The sequence below is a fragment of the Piscicoccus intestinalis NBRC 104926 genome (assembly GCF_001515525.1).
GTDB lineage: Bacteria > Actinomycetota > Actinomycetes > Actinomycetales > Dermatophilaceae > Kineosphaera > Kineosphaera intestinalis.
The window spans coordinates 1-13,260 of record NZ_BCNQ01000128.1; the positions used below are offsets into that span (position 1 = coordinate 1).

General features: G+C 72.7%; 13 protein-coding genes. 5 read left to right on the top strand and 8 right to left on the bottom strand.

Annotation, left to right across the window (positions count from 1 at the left end; all coding sequences use genetic code 11):
- Positions 1 to 1,931: phenylalanine--tRNA ligase subunit beta (pheT, locus tag PINTE_RS16675; RefSeq protein ID WP_068433032.1), on the bottom strand; the 1,931-nt coding region annotated here is incomplete at its 3' end.
- Entirely contained in the window at positions 1,931 to 3,046 is a 1,116-nt protein-coding gene (pheS, locus tag PINTE_RS16680; protein ID WP_068433036.1) for a phenylalanine--tRNA ligase subunit alpha, read from the bottom strand. The genes pheS and pheT, both read right to left, overlap by 1 nt.
- Here pheS and PINTE_RS23990 point away from each other — a divergent pair.
- Together PINTE_RS23990 and PINTE_RS16690 are read left to right on the top strand one after the other, a co-directional pair.
- On the top strand, positions 3,030 to 3,872 hold the full coding sequence (locus tag PINTE_RS23990; protein ID WP_217996624.1) for a hypothetical protein: 843 nt from the start codon (positions 3,030 to 3,032) through the stop codon (positions 3,870 to 3,872). The two genes, pheS and PINTE_RS23990, sit on opposite strands and share 17 nt — an antisense overlap.
- Positions 3,869 to 4,240 carry a DUF5615 family PIN-like protein gene (locus PINTE_RS16690; RefSeq protein ID WP_068433040.1) on the top strand — a complete coding sequence of 124 codons (372 nt, stop codon included), beginning with the start codon at positions 3,869 to 3,871 and terminating at the stop codon, positions 4,238 to 4,240. The genes PINTE_RS23990 and PINTE_RS16690 overlap by 4 nt, the downstream gene beginning before the upstream one ends.
- Positions 4,241 to 4,502: 262 nt before the next feature.
- On the opposite strand, the gene PINTE_RS16695 is transcribed toward PINTE_RS16690, so the two are convergent.
- Entirely contained in the window at positions 4,503 to 5,258 is a 756-nt protein-coding gene (locus PINTE_RS16695) for a hypothetical protein (protein ID WP_068433042.1), read from the bottom strand.
- A 271-nt stretch (positions 5,259 to 5,529) separates the two neighbouring features.
- Here PINTE_RS16695 and PINTE_RS16700 point away from each other — a divergent pair, with 271 nt between their 5' ends.
- Genes PINTE_RS16700 through PINTE_RS16710 form a run of 3 tightly spaced genes read left to right on the top strand, consistent with a single transcriptional unit; the run spans position 5,530 to position 9,667 of the window.
- On the top strand, positions 5,530 to 6,207 hold the full coding sequence (locus tag PINTE_RS16700; RefSeq protein ID WP_068433043.1) for a GntR family transcriptional regulator: 678 nt from the start codon (positions 5,530 to 5,532) through the stop codon (positions 6,205 to 6,207).
- A 21-nt stretch (positions 6,208 to 6,228) separates the two neighbouring features.
- Positions 6,229 to 7,245 (top strand): 1-aminocyclopropane-1-carboxylate deaminase, encoded by a 1,017-nt coding sequence (locus PINTE_RS16705; protein WP_068433045.1) that lies wholly within the window; start codon positions 6,229 to 6,231, stop codon positions 7,243 to 7,245.
- Between the two features lie 25 nt (positions 7,246 to 7,270).
- Positions 7,271 to 9,667: a thiamine pyrophosphate-binding protein gene (locus tag PINTE_RS16710; protein WP_068433047.1), complete on the top strand. Its 2,397-nt coding sequence runs from the start codon at positions 7,271 to 7,273 to the stop codon at positions 9,665 to 9,667.
- A gap of 34 nt (positions 9,668 to 9,701) precedes the next feature.
- Here the strand turns inward: PINTE_RS16710 and PINTE_RS16715 are convergent, their stop codons facing one another.
- The 5 genes from PINTE_RS16715 to PINTE_RS16735 all read right to left on the bottom strand — a co-directional run.
- On the bottom strand, positions 9,702 to 10,547 hold the full coding sequence (locus tag PINTE_RS16715; RefSeq protein WP_068433054.1) for a TrmH family RNA methyltransferase: 846 nt from the start codon (positions 10,545 to 10,547) through the stop codon (positions 9,702 to 9,704).
- A gap of 65 nt (positions 10,548 to 10,612) precedes the next feature.
- The gene (rplT, locus tag PINTE_RS16720) at positions 10,613 to 10,984 is read right to left on the bottom strand and encodes a 50S ribosomal protein L20 (protein ID WP_068433050.1); all 372 of its coding nucleotides are present in this window, start codon (positions 10,982 to 10,984) and stop codon (positions 10,613 to 10,615) included.
- A 120-nt stretch (positions 10,985 to 11,104) separates the two neighbouring features.
- The gene (gene rpmI / locus PINTE_RS16725) at positions 11,105 to 11,299 is read right to left on the bottom strand and encodes a 50S ribosomal protein L35 (RefSeq protein WP_068433051.1); all 195 of its coding nucleotides are present in this window, start codon (positions 11,297 to 11,299) and stop codon (positions 11,105 to 11,107) included.
- Positions 11,300 to 11,462: 163 nt separating this feature from the next.
- Positions 11,463 to 12,137: a translation initiation factor IF-3 gene (infC, locus tag PINTE_RS16730; protein ID WP_245643016.1), complete on the bottom strand. Its 675-nt coding sequence runs from the start codon at positions 12,135 to 12,137 to the stop codon at positions 11,463 to 11,465.
- 351 nt (positions 12,138 to 12,488) lie between these two features.
- Positions 12,489 to 13,260 (bottom strand): SseB family protein (locus tag PINTE_RS16735; protein WP_068433053.1); only part of this gene is annotated, 772 nt, incomplete at its 5' end.

The following is a 13,260-nucleotide window of genomic DNA, read 5'->3' on the forward strand; positions in this document are numbered from 1 at the left end:
GGGCGCACGACGAGACCGATCTCGAAGATGCCCAGGTCGCGGGCGCCGCGGCCAAGGTTGAGGCGCAGGGTGCCGAGCAGGGTGTCGAGGATGTTCGTGCGCAGCAGCGGCGCCTCGTCCGAGAGCGGGTTGGCCAGCCGCAGCGCGGTGCGCCGCGGGTCGTCGCTCTCGTGGCCGAGCGCGTCGAAGACCTCCGGGCCGACGAACGGGTACGACCACACCTCGGTGAGGCCGAGCCCGGCGAGCACCGAACCGGCGAGGCGCACCTCGCGCTGGGCGCGCGTCAGGCCGCGACCCACCGGGGCGACCGGCAGCACCGACGGGATCTGGTCGTAGCCGCGGATGCGGGCGACCTCCTCCACGAGGTCCGGCCCGTTGAGCAGGTCCGGCCGCCACGTCGGAGGCAGCACGCCGACCCGGCCAAAGCGCTGGCCGTCCCCGTTCGCGGCCCCCGCGGCCTCGTCCTCGCCCGCGTCGCCGAGCCCCTCGCGGACCTCGCAGCCGAGGGCGCGCAGGGTGGCGACGACGTCGTCGTGGCCCAGGCCGGCGGGCACGGCGCCGTCGGTGGACTCCGGCGGTTGCACGAGCGCCCATGCCGAGGCGGTGTCGAACTCGAAGGGCTCGCGGTCGGGGCGCAGGTCGACGTCGGTGACCCCGGCGTCGGGGGTGCCGCCGCCGAGGGAGACGAGCAGGTCGACGGCGAGCTGGGCGACGGCGTCGGTCATCGCGGGGTCGACGCCGCGCTCGAAGCGCTTGCTCGCCTCGGTGCTGAGCCGGTGCCGCCGGGAGCTGCGCGCGACGGTGATCGGGTCGAAGTGGGCGGCCTCGATGAGCACGTTCGTCGTGGCGGCGGTGACCTCGCTGGTCTCGCCGCCCATGACGCCGGCGATGGCGAGCGGGGTGGTGCCGCCGTCGGTGATGAGCAGGTCTTGCTCATCGAGGGTGCGCACGACGTCGTCGAGGGTCTTCAGGCTCTCGCCCGGGCGGGCGCGGCGCACCTCGATGGCGTCGGAGAGCGTGTCGAGGTCGAAGGCGTGCAGCGGCTGGCCGGTGAGCAGCATGAGGTAGTTGGTGACGTCGACGCTGAGGCTGATCGGGCGCATGCCCATCTGGCTCAGGCGCTTGGCCAGCCACGGCGGGCTCGCGGCGGTGACGTCGATGCCGCGGATGACGCGGGCGACGTAGCGGTCGCAGCCGGGCACCCCGCGGATCGGGGCGTCGTCGCGCAGCCGCACCTCGAAGCCGTCGTCGTTGCGCGCCGGGGGCTGCGCCTGCGGCCCGACGGGGTCGCGGAAGGTGTCGCCCGCGCCGATCGACAGGGCCAGCTCGCGGGCGATGCCGCGCATCGAGAAGCAGTAGCCGCGGTCGGGGGTGACGTTGACCTCGACGACCTCGTCGGCGAGGCCGAGCAGCTCGATGGCGTCCTGACCCGGCTCCAGGCTCGCGACGAGGTCGGGGTCGCCGGCGAAGTACTCGCTGAGCACGATGATGCCGTCGTGGTCGTCGCCGAGGCCGAGCTCGGCGGCCGAGCAGATCATGCCGTTGCTCATGTGGCCGTACGTCTTGCGGGCGCCGATCGTGAAGCCGCCGGGCAGGGTGGCGCCGGGCAACACGACGACGACGAGGTCACCGGCTCCGAAATTGTGGGCGCCGCAGACGATCTCCTGGGTGACCGCGGGGTCGCCGCCGGCCGCGGCGCGCTGGCCGTGGTTGCCGACGTCGACGTGGCAGAAGTGGATCGTCTTGCCGTTCTTCTGCGGCTCGTCGGTGACATCGAGCACCCGGCCGACGACGAGGGGCCCGACGATGTCGCCGCCGTGCAGACCCTCCTCCTCGAGGCCGACCTTGACGAGGTCGGCGGCGATGTCGGCGCCGGTCTTGCCGACCTCGACGTCGACGAGTTCACGCAGCCACGAGACCGGGGCGCGCATCAGATCTCCATCCCGAACGCCGCCGAGAAGCGGACGTCACCTTCGACGATGTCGTGCATGTCGCTGACGCCGTTGCGCAGCATGATCGAGCGGTCGATGCCCATGCCGAACGCGAAGCCGGTGTAGACGTCGGGGTCGACGCCGCAGGCCGCGAGCACGTTGCGGTTGACCATGCCGCAACCGCCCCACTCGATCCAGCCGGTGCCGCCGCAGGTGCGGCAGTCGGCGTCTTTGCCGCGGCACACCCAGCACTGGAAATCCATCTCGGCGCTGGGCTCGGTGAACGGGAAGAACGCCGGCCGCAGGCGGGTCGTCAGGCCCTCGCCGAAGAGGGCGCGTGCGAGGTGGTCGAGGGTGCCCTTGAGGTGGGCCATCGTCAGCCCCTTGTCGACGGCCAGCCCCTCGACCTGGTGGAAGACCGGGGTGTGCGTGGCGTCGAGTTCGTCGTTGCGGTAGACCCGGCCGGGCACGGCGACGTAGACGGGCAGCTCACGGCGCAGGCAGGACGTGTCGAGCTGGAGCAGCGCGCGGGCCTGCACCGGGGAGGTGTGGGTGCGCAGCACGAGCCCGGAGTCGGGTGGGTCGACGAAGAACGTGTCCTGCATCTCGCGCGCGGGGTGGTCGGGCGCGAAATTCAGGGCGTCGAAGTTGAACCACTCGGCCTCGACCTCGGGGCCCTCGGCGATCTCCCAACCCATCGCGGTGAAGACGTCCTGGATGCGCTCGATGGTCAGCGACAGCGGGTGCCGGGCGCCGAGCGTACGACCCGGCCCGGGCACGGTGACGTCGATCGTCTCCTCGCGCAGGATCCGCTCGTCGCGCTGCGCCTCGAGCTCGGTCTGGCGCTCCTTGATCGCGCTGTGCACGCGGCCCTTGGCCTGGCCGACGCGCTTGCCGGCCTCGGCCTTGGCGCTCGGCGGCAGGGCGCCGATCTCGCGGTTGGCCAGCGCGAGCGGGCTCTTCTCCCCGGCGTGGGCCAGGCGGGCGGCCTTGAGCTGCGCGAGGTCGTCGGCATCGGCGATCGCGGCGAGCGCGGCCTGCACGGCGGCGTCGACCGCCTCCGGGGACAGCGCGCTGACCTCGACGGGGTCGTAGGAGGTGTTCGGTCCGGACATCGATGCCTTCGACTCGTTGCGGCTGCGGCCCGGGGTGGTCTCGACTGCTCGCGACGCGCCCCCTTCGCGGGAGCCGCCCGGCGAGCACGTCGCCCCCAAGCCCTTGCGCGCCCGATCCTATGTGCAGCCACCGACAGCCTCGGAACGGGTTTCGCCCACCGGGCCGCCCGGTCGGTTCCGCAGGCGTCCGCACGGCCTTGCCGGGCCGCGCTCCGCCCTCGGCGTTGCGCCGGGGCTCACTGTTGCGGTCTCGACCGCATCAGTCGGCTGCGAGCGCAACACCCAGGATGTGGACTCGGCGGCCGCCGCGACGGGTGCCGACAGCGGCGATGACCGGGGGTGCAGGCTCGGGCCCGGCGCGATGACAGGCGCCTACACTGTAGGCGTGGCGTCTCCTTCATCCATCCGATTCGACCCTCGCGTGGCGCGTCGACTGTCTCGGTTCGTCGCCGCCCACCCGGGGCTCAGCGCGTCGGCGGCGACGAACCTGCTGGTCGACGAGGCCTTGCGCGGAGAGGACCATCCTCTCGTCGTCTTTCGGGACGGCCCGGCCGGCCGTCGGGCACGGCTGGTCGGCGGTCCCGACGTGTGGGAGGTCGCGCGCGCGGTGCGCAGCGCCCGCGACTCCGAACCTGACCTCGATGCACAGGGCGTCGTGGAGCTGGTGAGCGAGACCACCGGCGTGGGCCCTCGCCTGGTGCGCGCAGCGCTGGAGTACTGGGCGGCCTTCCCCGACGAGATCGACGCGTGGGTCGAGCGCGCCGACGCCGAGGCCGCCGAAGCGCAGGAGCGGTGGCTTCGCGAGCAGGCCCTCCTGGGTCGATGAGCGTTCGGCTGCTGCTGGATGAGATGTTTCACCCGCGCATCGCCAGCGAACTCACCGCCCGAGGGCACGACTGCCTGGCGGTCGCCGCGGAGCCTGAACTGCGAGAGAGCGACGATGCCGACCTCCTCGCCTACGCGCTGGAGCAACGGCGGACGCTGGTGACCAACAACGTGGTGGATTTCGAGCGACTCCGGCGCCAGCGCGATCACACCGGCCAGGCGGTGCCGCCGCTGATCTACACCTCGGACGCGGCGTTTCCGCGTGACCGGCGGTTCGTCGGACGCCTCATCGCCGCCCTCGACCACGCCTGCAGCAGCGATGCCGTCACCGCCGCCGGCGGTGTCCTGTGGCTCCGCTCGCCGACGTGAGCGCGCCCTTCGACGGTTTTCGACGTTCCGCCCTGCGTGCGCGGGATTGCCGATGACCTCGCTCGGCGGCGACGGCGCAGCCCGGTTCTCCCGGCTTTCGGGTGAGCAGCCGAAGGCTTGAGACGAGGATGGCTTACACACTCGAATCTGCGGGTGACGGGCACACCTGTGACCTGCGATGATGCCTCGGCCGACAGCCGCAGTGACGAGTATGTATGCCAACTTCGTCTCGACCCGACGGCGGACGCCGGTCCGAGCCGGCTCAGCGCCAGGTGAGGCCGCGCAACGTCGTGCGGGTGTCGGCGACCTGGCGGCTCACCGTGACCTTGGTCGTCGAGACCTTGCGCCAGCCCGCGCCCGACCAGCGGTAACGGGTGTCGGTGCCGGCGAAGCGGTTGGTTCCCTTGACCTGCCGGTAGTCGTGCCGGGTGACATAGCGGATGCCGCCGCTCTGGGCGAACGTGTAGCCGCGGGCCGCCCCGAAGTCCGTCCACATCAGCTCCCAGTTCGGCCAGCGGCGGCTCGAACCCGCGGCCGGCACCAGCACGAGCCGGCCGTCGCGCCACGCGTAGCTGCGGATGTCGGTGGCGTCGCCGATACCGCCGACCAGGTCGAGCACGACCTCGTTGCCGCGGCGCCCGTCGATCCCGGTCATGCCCATCCAGAAATCCGACGCATCCTGCATCTCGTAGCCGAGCCGGAAGTCCAGGTGGGCGCGCTGCCCCTTCTCCGTGCGCACCGAGAGCCGGTACAGCGAACTCGACGTCCCGCGCGGCGGCACCAGCCGGAAGGTCGTCGTGTCAGCGCGGCCGTCACCGTCGATGTCGGCGCGTGAGGTGACCAGGTGGCCGCGCGGCACCGGCTTCGGGTCGCCCGGGCCGGAGACCGCAGTGACCGAGGCCGGCGAACCGCTGGACGGGCCCGTGGCCGGCGCGGCCTGGGCCGCGGGCGCCCCGACGAGCGCGGTCGACGTGGCGAACGCGGCCAGGCAGCGAATGGCAAAGCGACGTGCGGACATGACGATCCCCTGTCTCGCGCACCCCCGGTGCGCCCCCGTGATGCGGCGCCCCCTGCGCCGTGCTCTCACCCTAGAACCGGCGCCCATCCGGCCGAAGCACGTTCTCGCAGCGAAGCGGTCACGATCGGGTGACGCGCGCAGCGGGGGCCCTGGAGCCCGCCTCCCGACGGCGGCCGCGGGCCGGCCGGCGGCGCTCGATCGCTCGGTGATGCGCCTGGCAACCTCCGCAGACCCCTTGACACCACCGCCCGATCTACGTGCAATATATTGCATGCCAGTTCCCACCGACGAGCGCGTCGGCTCCCAGCCCCTCCTTCGTGACCGGGCCTTCGTGCTCCTGCGCGCCGCGATCGTCGACGGCGTGCTCGAACCCGGCGAGCAGCTGCGCGAGCAGGAGCTGCAGCGCTGGCTCGGGGTGAGCCGCACGCCGATCCGCGAAGCGCTGCTGCGGCTGCAGGCCGCCGGGCTCGTCGAGATGTTCCCCGGCCGCTCGACCGTCGTCACGCCGCTGGAGAGCAGCGCGACCCGCGACGCGCGGCCCGTCGTCGCCGCCGTGCACCAGATCGCCGTGCGCGAGGCGCTCCCCCTGCTCACCGACGGGCACCTGCGGGCGCTGCGCGACCGCAACGCCCGGTTCGCCGCCGCCCTCGAGGCCGGCGACACCGACGCCGCGCTCGACGCCGACGAAGCCCTGCACGCCCTCTTCGTCGACGTCGCCGGCAACTCCGTCGTCGCCGCCGTGCTCGACCAGTACAGCCCGCTGCTGCGGCGGCTGGCCCGCGCCCGGTTCGCCTCCCACGACGGGCGTGCCTCGGTCGCCGAGCACGACGCCCTCATCGACGCGTGCGCCGCCGGTGACACCGACTCCGCGCTCGCCGTCGCCGAACGCATCTGGACCCACCTGACCCCGCCGGCCGAGCAGCCGGCCGCCACCGAGCAACCCGCCTGACCCCACCCGAAGGAGATCCCCATGGCCATCACCGACTTCGAGCGCTACCCGCTGCTCTTCGGCCCCTCGCCCGTGCACCCGATGACCCGCCTGTCGCAGCACCTCGGCGGCCCGGCGATCTGGGCCAAGCGGGAGGACTGCAACTCCGGACTCGCCTACGGCGGCAACAAGACCCGCAAGCTCGAGTACATCGTTCCCGACGTGCTCGCCAAGGGCGCCGACACCCTCGTCTCCATCGGCGGCTTCCAGTCCAACCACACCCGCCAGGTCGCCGCCGTCGCCGCCCACCTGGGCCTGAAGGCCGTGCTCGTGCAGGAGAAGTGGGTGGACTGGGACGACCCGGTCAACGACAAGGTCGGCAACATCCTGCTGTCGCGTCTCATGGGCGCCGAGGTGCGCCTCGACCCCCACGGCTTCGACATCGGCATCCGCCAGTCGTGGCAGGACGCGCTCGCCGAGGTCGAGGCCTCCGGCGGCACCCCCTACCCGATCCCCGCCGGCGCCTCCGAACACGAGCTCGGCGGCCTCGGCTTCGCCAACTGGGCCTACGAGGTCGCCCAGCAGGAGGCCGAACTCGGCGTCTTCTTCGACACGATCCTCGTGTGCACGGTGACCGGCTCCACGCACGCCGGCATGATCGCCGGGTTCGCCGCCCTCGAAGAGGCCGGCGGGCGGCCGCGGCGCGTCATCGGCATCGACGCCTCCGCGACCCTGGACAAGACCGTCGACCAGGTCGGGCGCATCGCCACGCACACCGCCTCCGTCATCGGGCTCGGCCGCGACCTGCGCGACGACGAGATCGAGGTGCTGCCCGGCTGGGCCGGCGACTACTACGGCATCCCGGTCGACTCCACGGTCGACGCGATGAAGCGCACCGCGCAGCTCGAAGGCGTCATCCTCGACCCCGTCTACGAGGGCAAGTCGATGGCCGGGCTCATCGGCCTCGTCGAGAACGGCACGCTGACCAGCGACAACACGGTGCTCTACGCGCACCTGGGCGGACAGCCCGCGCTCAACGCCTACAGCGGGATCATCTAGAGGCATGCCTGGCACCGATGTGAGCATGACGTCTCGCGCACCCGAGGCGCACGCACCCGCGGTCGAACCGACCCGCGCGCCCGAGCCTGCGCACACACCCGACGGGCGGATCGCGGCCCTGGAGTCGGTCGCCCGCCGGGTGCGCTGGACCGCCACGTGCATCGTCGACGTGGCCAACCGGGTGCGACCCAACACCTCCGGCCTGAAGGTCGGTGGCCACCAGGCGAGTTCGGCCAGCTCGGTCGACCTCATGACGTCGCTGTGGTTCGCCGAGCTGACCGGCGCCGACCGAGTCAGCGTCAAACCGCACGCCTCCCCGGTGTTGCACGCGATCTCGTACCTGCTCGGCGACCTGCCGGAGCGCTACCTCGGCACGCTGCGCGAACTCGGCGGCCTGCAGTCGTACCCGAGCCGCACCAAGGACCACGACCGGGTCGACTTCTCCACCGGCAGCGTTGGTATCGGCGCCACCGCCCCGCTGTGGGCCGCGCTCGCGCACCGCTACCTGCGCTCCCACGACCCGTCGATCCCTGCCGCCGGGCGGTTCTTCTCGATCGTCGGCGACGCCGAACTCGACGAGGGCGCCGTCTGGGAGGCGGTCGTCGACCCGATGGTCGGACAGCTCGGCGAGGTGACGTGGCTCGTCGACTTCAACCGCCAGTCGCTCGACCGGATCGTGCCCGACGTGCAGATCCACAAGTGGCGCGGGCTGTTCGAGGCCGCCGGCTGGCAGGTGCTCACGTGCCTGTGGGGCCGGCGCATCCGCGCGGTCTTCGCCCGCCCCGACGGGCACCTGCTCCAGCGGCGGCTGGAGGAGATGCCCAACGAGGAGTACCAGCGGCTGCTGCGGTGCGACTCGGCCGAGGCGCACCGCCGGCTGCGCGAGGCCGCCGACCCCGCGCTGGCCGCGGTGCTCGACGGGGTCGACCCGGGCGAGACCGCAGCGCTGCTGCGCGACCTCGGCGGGCACGACATCGGCCAGCTGCTCGACGCCTACGCCCAGATCGACCCAACCCGCCCCACAGTGATCTTTGCGTACACGGTGAAGGGGCACGGGCTGCCGACCGAGGGCCACCCGGCCAATCACTCGGCGCTGCTCACCGGGGAGCAGATGGAGGAGTTGGCGGCCGCCAGCGGCATGTCGCTGGACCACCCGTGGCGGCGGTTCGAGTCCGACTCCCCCGAGGGCAAACTCGTCGACGAGACGGTGCGCCGGCTGCATCGCGACCCGATCGGGGCGCGGCCCGTGCCGCCGGTGCCGACCGAGCTGGGCCTGCCGCATCGGCGGCCCATCTCGACGCAGGCCGCGCTCGGGCGCGTGCTCTCCGAGGTGCCCCGGGACGCGCCCGAGCTCGCCGAGCGGCTCGTCACGCTGAGCCCGGACGTCGCCTCGTCGACCAACCTCGGCGGCTGGATCAACAAGAACGGTGTGTGGTCGGCCGGCGAGCGCACAGACTGGTTTGCCGACGACCCGCAGACGCTGCTGCGCTGGCGGGAGTCGGAGTCGGGCCGCCACCTCGAGCTCGGGATCGCCGAGGTCAACCTCGTGAGCCTGGCCGGGGAGCTCGGCGCGACGTGGTCGCGCTGGGGCCGCCCGCTCGTGCCGATCGCGACGCTGTACGACCCGTTCGTCTCCCGCGCGCTGGAACCGTGGTCGTTCTCGATCTACGCCGGCGGCCAGTCGATCCTCGTCGGCACCCCGTCGGGGGTGACGCTGGCATCGGAGGGCGGTGCGCACCAGTCGATCTCGTCGCCGGGGATCGGGTTGCAGCAGCCCGGCTGCACCGCCTGGGAGCCGGCGTTCGCCCAGGATCTGGAGTGGATCCTGCTGCACCAGATGGCCCGCACCGGGGTGCCCGGTGGGGAGTCGGCGTACCTGCGGCTGTCGACCCGCACGATCGACCAGGCGCTGGCCGGGGTGCCGGAGGATGAAGCGCTGCGCGAGCGGCGCCGGCGGCACGTGCTCGCGGGCGGCTACCGCCTCGGGGAACAGCCCGCCGCACGCGACGACGTCGTGCTCGTCGGGATGGGCGCGGTGATGCCGAACGTGCTCTCCGCCGCCGAACGGCTCGCGGGGCTGGGCGTGCACGCGGGCGTCGTGTGCGTCAGCAGCGCCGACCTGCTGTTCCGGGAGTTCAGCGGGCACGGCACGCGGGGTGCCCAGCGCTCACAGAGCTCACAGCGCGCGGCCGATCCGGTGCTGCCGGTGCTGCTGCCTCCGGACGCGCCCGCGCCACTGGTCACCGTGCTCGACGGGCACCCGCACACGCTGGCGTTCCTCGCCGGGGTGCGCGGCGACCGCATCGCGCCGCTGGGCGTGACCGCCTTCGGGCAGTCCAGCAGCCTTGCCGACGCGCACCGGCTGCACGGCATCGGCGCCGACGCGATCGTCGCCGCGGCCCTTGACCTGCTCGGCCGCTGAGGCGGATCCCGCCCGGTTCGCCCTCGGCCCGCCCTCAGTCGCGCTGGGCGCGGGCCGAGGCGAACAGGCACACGGTGGCGGCCATCGCGAGGTTGAGCGACTCGGCCTTGCCGTAGAGCGGCACGGCGACCGCCTGGTCGCAGGCGTCGAGCAGCTCGGCCGGCAGGCCCCACGCCTCGTTGCCCATGACCCACGCGTGCGGCGCCTCGAGGTCGGCGTCGTACAGGCTCACGGAGCCGGTGCCGTCGGCGGCGAAGCTGACGATCCCCTGCGCGCGCAGCCGCGCGAGGAGCGCCGGCACGTCGAGGCCGAGGACGAGCGGGATGTGGAAGTGGCTGCCGACGGCCGAACGCACGACCTTGGGGTTGTAGACGTCGACGCTGTTCGTGCCCACGAGCACGGCGTCGGCCCCGGCGGCGTCGGCGCCGCGGATGACCGTGCCGGCGTTGCCGGGGTCGCGGATGTTGGTCAGCACAACGAGCAGCCGCGGGCTGACGCTCGCAGCCTCGGGCCGCGTCTCGGGCTCACCGCCGACATCGCCGCCGGGCCCGCCGTCGAGGACCTCATCGAGACCGACGTCGACGCGCCGGCAGACGGCGAGCACCCCCTGAGGGGTCGTCGTGTCGCACATCGCGGCGAGCACCTGCGGGCTGGTGTCGCGCACGGGCAGCCCGCGATTGGCGGCCGCGTCGAGAATCTCGCCGCACCGGTCGCGGCCGGTGTCGTCGGCGAAGACCTCTCGCACGGCGTCGGGCCGGAAGCGCACCGCCTCCCGCACGGCCTGCGGCCCCTCGGCGAGGAAGAAGCCCTCGCGCTCACGCACGGAGCGCCGGCCCAGCGCGGCGACCGAGCGGACTCGCTGCGCCTTGACGTTGGTCAGGCGCGCGGTCGCGTCGGTGCCGGCGGGCCGGCGCTGCGGTGCGGTGTTGCCGTTCAGGCGCGTGCTCAGGCCGCGCTCTGGGCCGGGACGTTGGCCTTGGAGATCTCGACGAGCGCGGCGAACGCGGCCTCGTCGTTGACCGCCAGCTCGGCCAGCATGCGTCGGTCGACCTCGACACCCGCGGCCTTCAGGCCTTGGATGAAGCGGTTGTACGTCATGCCGTGGGCGCGGGCGCCGGCGTTGATGCGCTGGATCCACAGGCGACGGAAGTCACCCTTGCGGGCGCGACGGTCGCGGTAGGCGTAGCCGAGCGAGTGGGTGACCTGCTCCTTGGCCTTGCGGTACAGGCGGGAGCGCTGGCCCCGGTAACCGCTGGCGCGCTCGAGAACGACCCGGCGCTTCTTCTGGGCGTTGACCGCCCGCTTCACGCGTGCCACGTGAGTACTCCTTGTGCTGATCGGGCCGCTGCGCAGGGCTGTTGTCGCAGCATGGGTGGTGGCTGCGCGGCGGCGGGTGGGCGCCCGGTCGGGCTCCCGGTGCGAATGGGGTTGCCGGCCTTACTTGCCGAGGAGCTTCTTGATCTTCTTGGCGTCCTGCGGGGCGAGCTCGACGTCGCCGGAGATGCGGCGGGTGTATCGGCTCGACTTACGCTCCAGCAGGTGGCGGCCGCCGGCCTGCTCGCGCATGACCTTGCCCTTGCCGGTGAGGCGGAAGCGCTTCTTGGCGCCGCTGTGCGTCTTCATCTTCGGCATGGTGAGCCGATCTCCTTCGTGCGTATGCGTGCTGGTGCACCCCGCCCGGTTCGGCCGGGGTCGTGGCCGCGTTGCTGCGTATCGACTCGTGCTCGATGCGCACCTAATGCGACCGGTCGGGCCGTGCGGCCCGGGTACTTCGGCGGGGCGTCGTCGACCCGGCTCAGGCCTCCACGGCCTGTTCCTGCGGCGCCTCGTCGTCGACGGCGCTGCGCGCGCTGTCGCGGCGACGTCGCTGCTCGGCCTTCGCGTCCGCCTTCTTGCGGGTCGGCCCGAGGACCATGATCATGTTGCGGCCGTCCTGCTTGGGCGCGCTCTCGACGAAACCGAGCTCGGACACGTCCTGCGCGAGCCGCTGCAGGAGCCGGTAGCCCAGCTCCGGTCGCGACTGCTCGCGACCGCGGAACATGATCGTCACCTTGACCTTGTCGCCCGCCGACAGGAAGCGGACCACGTGGCCCTTCTTCGTCTCGTAGTCGTGCGGATCGATCTTCGGCCGGAGCTTGATCTCCTTGATGACCGTGTTGACCTGGTTCTTGCGGGCCTCGCGCGCCTTGAGGGCTGCCTCGTACTTGTACTTGCCGAAGTCCATGAGCTTGGCGACGGGCGGGTTGGCCATCGGGGCGACTTCGACGAGGTCGAGGTCGACCTCCCCGGCGAGGCGGAGGGCCTCTTCGATCTTGACGATCCCGACCTGTTCGCCGTTGGGCCCGACGAGTCGGACCTGCGGGACTCGGATGCGGTCGTTGATACGAGGATCGCTGATGTCGTGCTCCTTTGCGTTTTCGGTGGTGCTCGTTCGAGTCGTGCGGTGGTGCAGATTCGCGACGAGCTTCACGTGGGACCCGCCGACGGCCGGACACACGAAAGGCCCTCCGCGAGTCGTTCGCGAAAGGCCACATCACCACCGGGAGCACACGGGTACGGACCCGAGGCACCGTCGGGAGCCCGAAGACCCCGACCTGTCGACCCGGCGGCCTCGAACGGCCGACGCGGGTGGAAGCGTGGTGAGCGGCTTCACTTGGGATGACCGTTCGCGGCAGCGCCGCTGAGCGGACCATTGACACCGAGGGTATCAACACGGCGGCGGTCATGCGAATTCCCTGGGAAGAGCCGGGGCGCCCGATGGTGCCGTCTCTGCCCGTCCTGCCCGTCGCTGCCCGTCGCTTCCCAGGTCACTGCCCGCCGGTCACTGCCCGTCGGCCTGGTCGTCCGCCTGACGCAGCACCATCGCGAGGTCGTCGACGCGGATCCGCACGTCCGGGTCGGCGGCCAGGCTCTCCCCGATCGACTCGGTGAGTGCCCGCACCTGTTCGGGCGCCAGCCCGGGCCGCAGCGTGAGCACGACGCGAGTGACCCCGGGGGCGTGCACGCTGCCGTCGCCCAGGCTCGCGGAGACGATGTCGGGACGACCGGCGATCGCGCGGGCGAGGGCGGCGCGCACGACCTCGTCATCGTGCGCGGGGCGCCACGGGCGCTCCTGCGCGAGCGCCCACACGTGGCTGAGCCGCAGGACCTGCCCGGCCCGGGTGCCGATGTCGAGCAACACGACGTCGCAGGAGTCCTCGATCGCCGCGCGCGCCGCGTCGGCGGCGGCCACCGGCACCGGCCGGGCGTCGGCGCGCCACGCGGAGAGCGTGTCGAGGCCGGTGAACAGCGGCATGCCGCGGCGCCCGTCGGGGGCGCTGAGCACCGGGGACGCCATGTCGGAGCGCACGTCGCGGGCCAGTCCCCCGGATTGGCCGGCCTCCTCGACCTCGGTCGGCACGGCCTGCACCACCGCGAACAACCGAGCGGCGCCCAGGGCGGCCAGCAGGTCGGTCTCCCGGGCCGCGGTCTGCTCGCGGGGCGCCACGTGCAGCCGGGCCATGGCCGCGCGCACAGCGGCGTCGGGCTCGCCGGAGTCGGTGGAGAACGGGGAGCCGGTGATCGTGCGGCCCTCCCAGGCTGTGCCGGCGGTG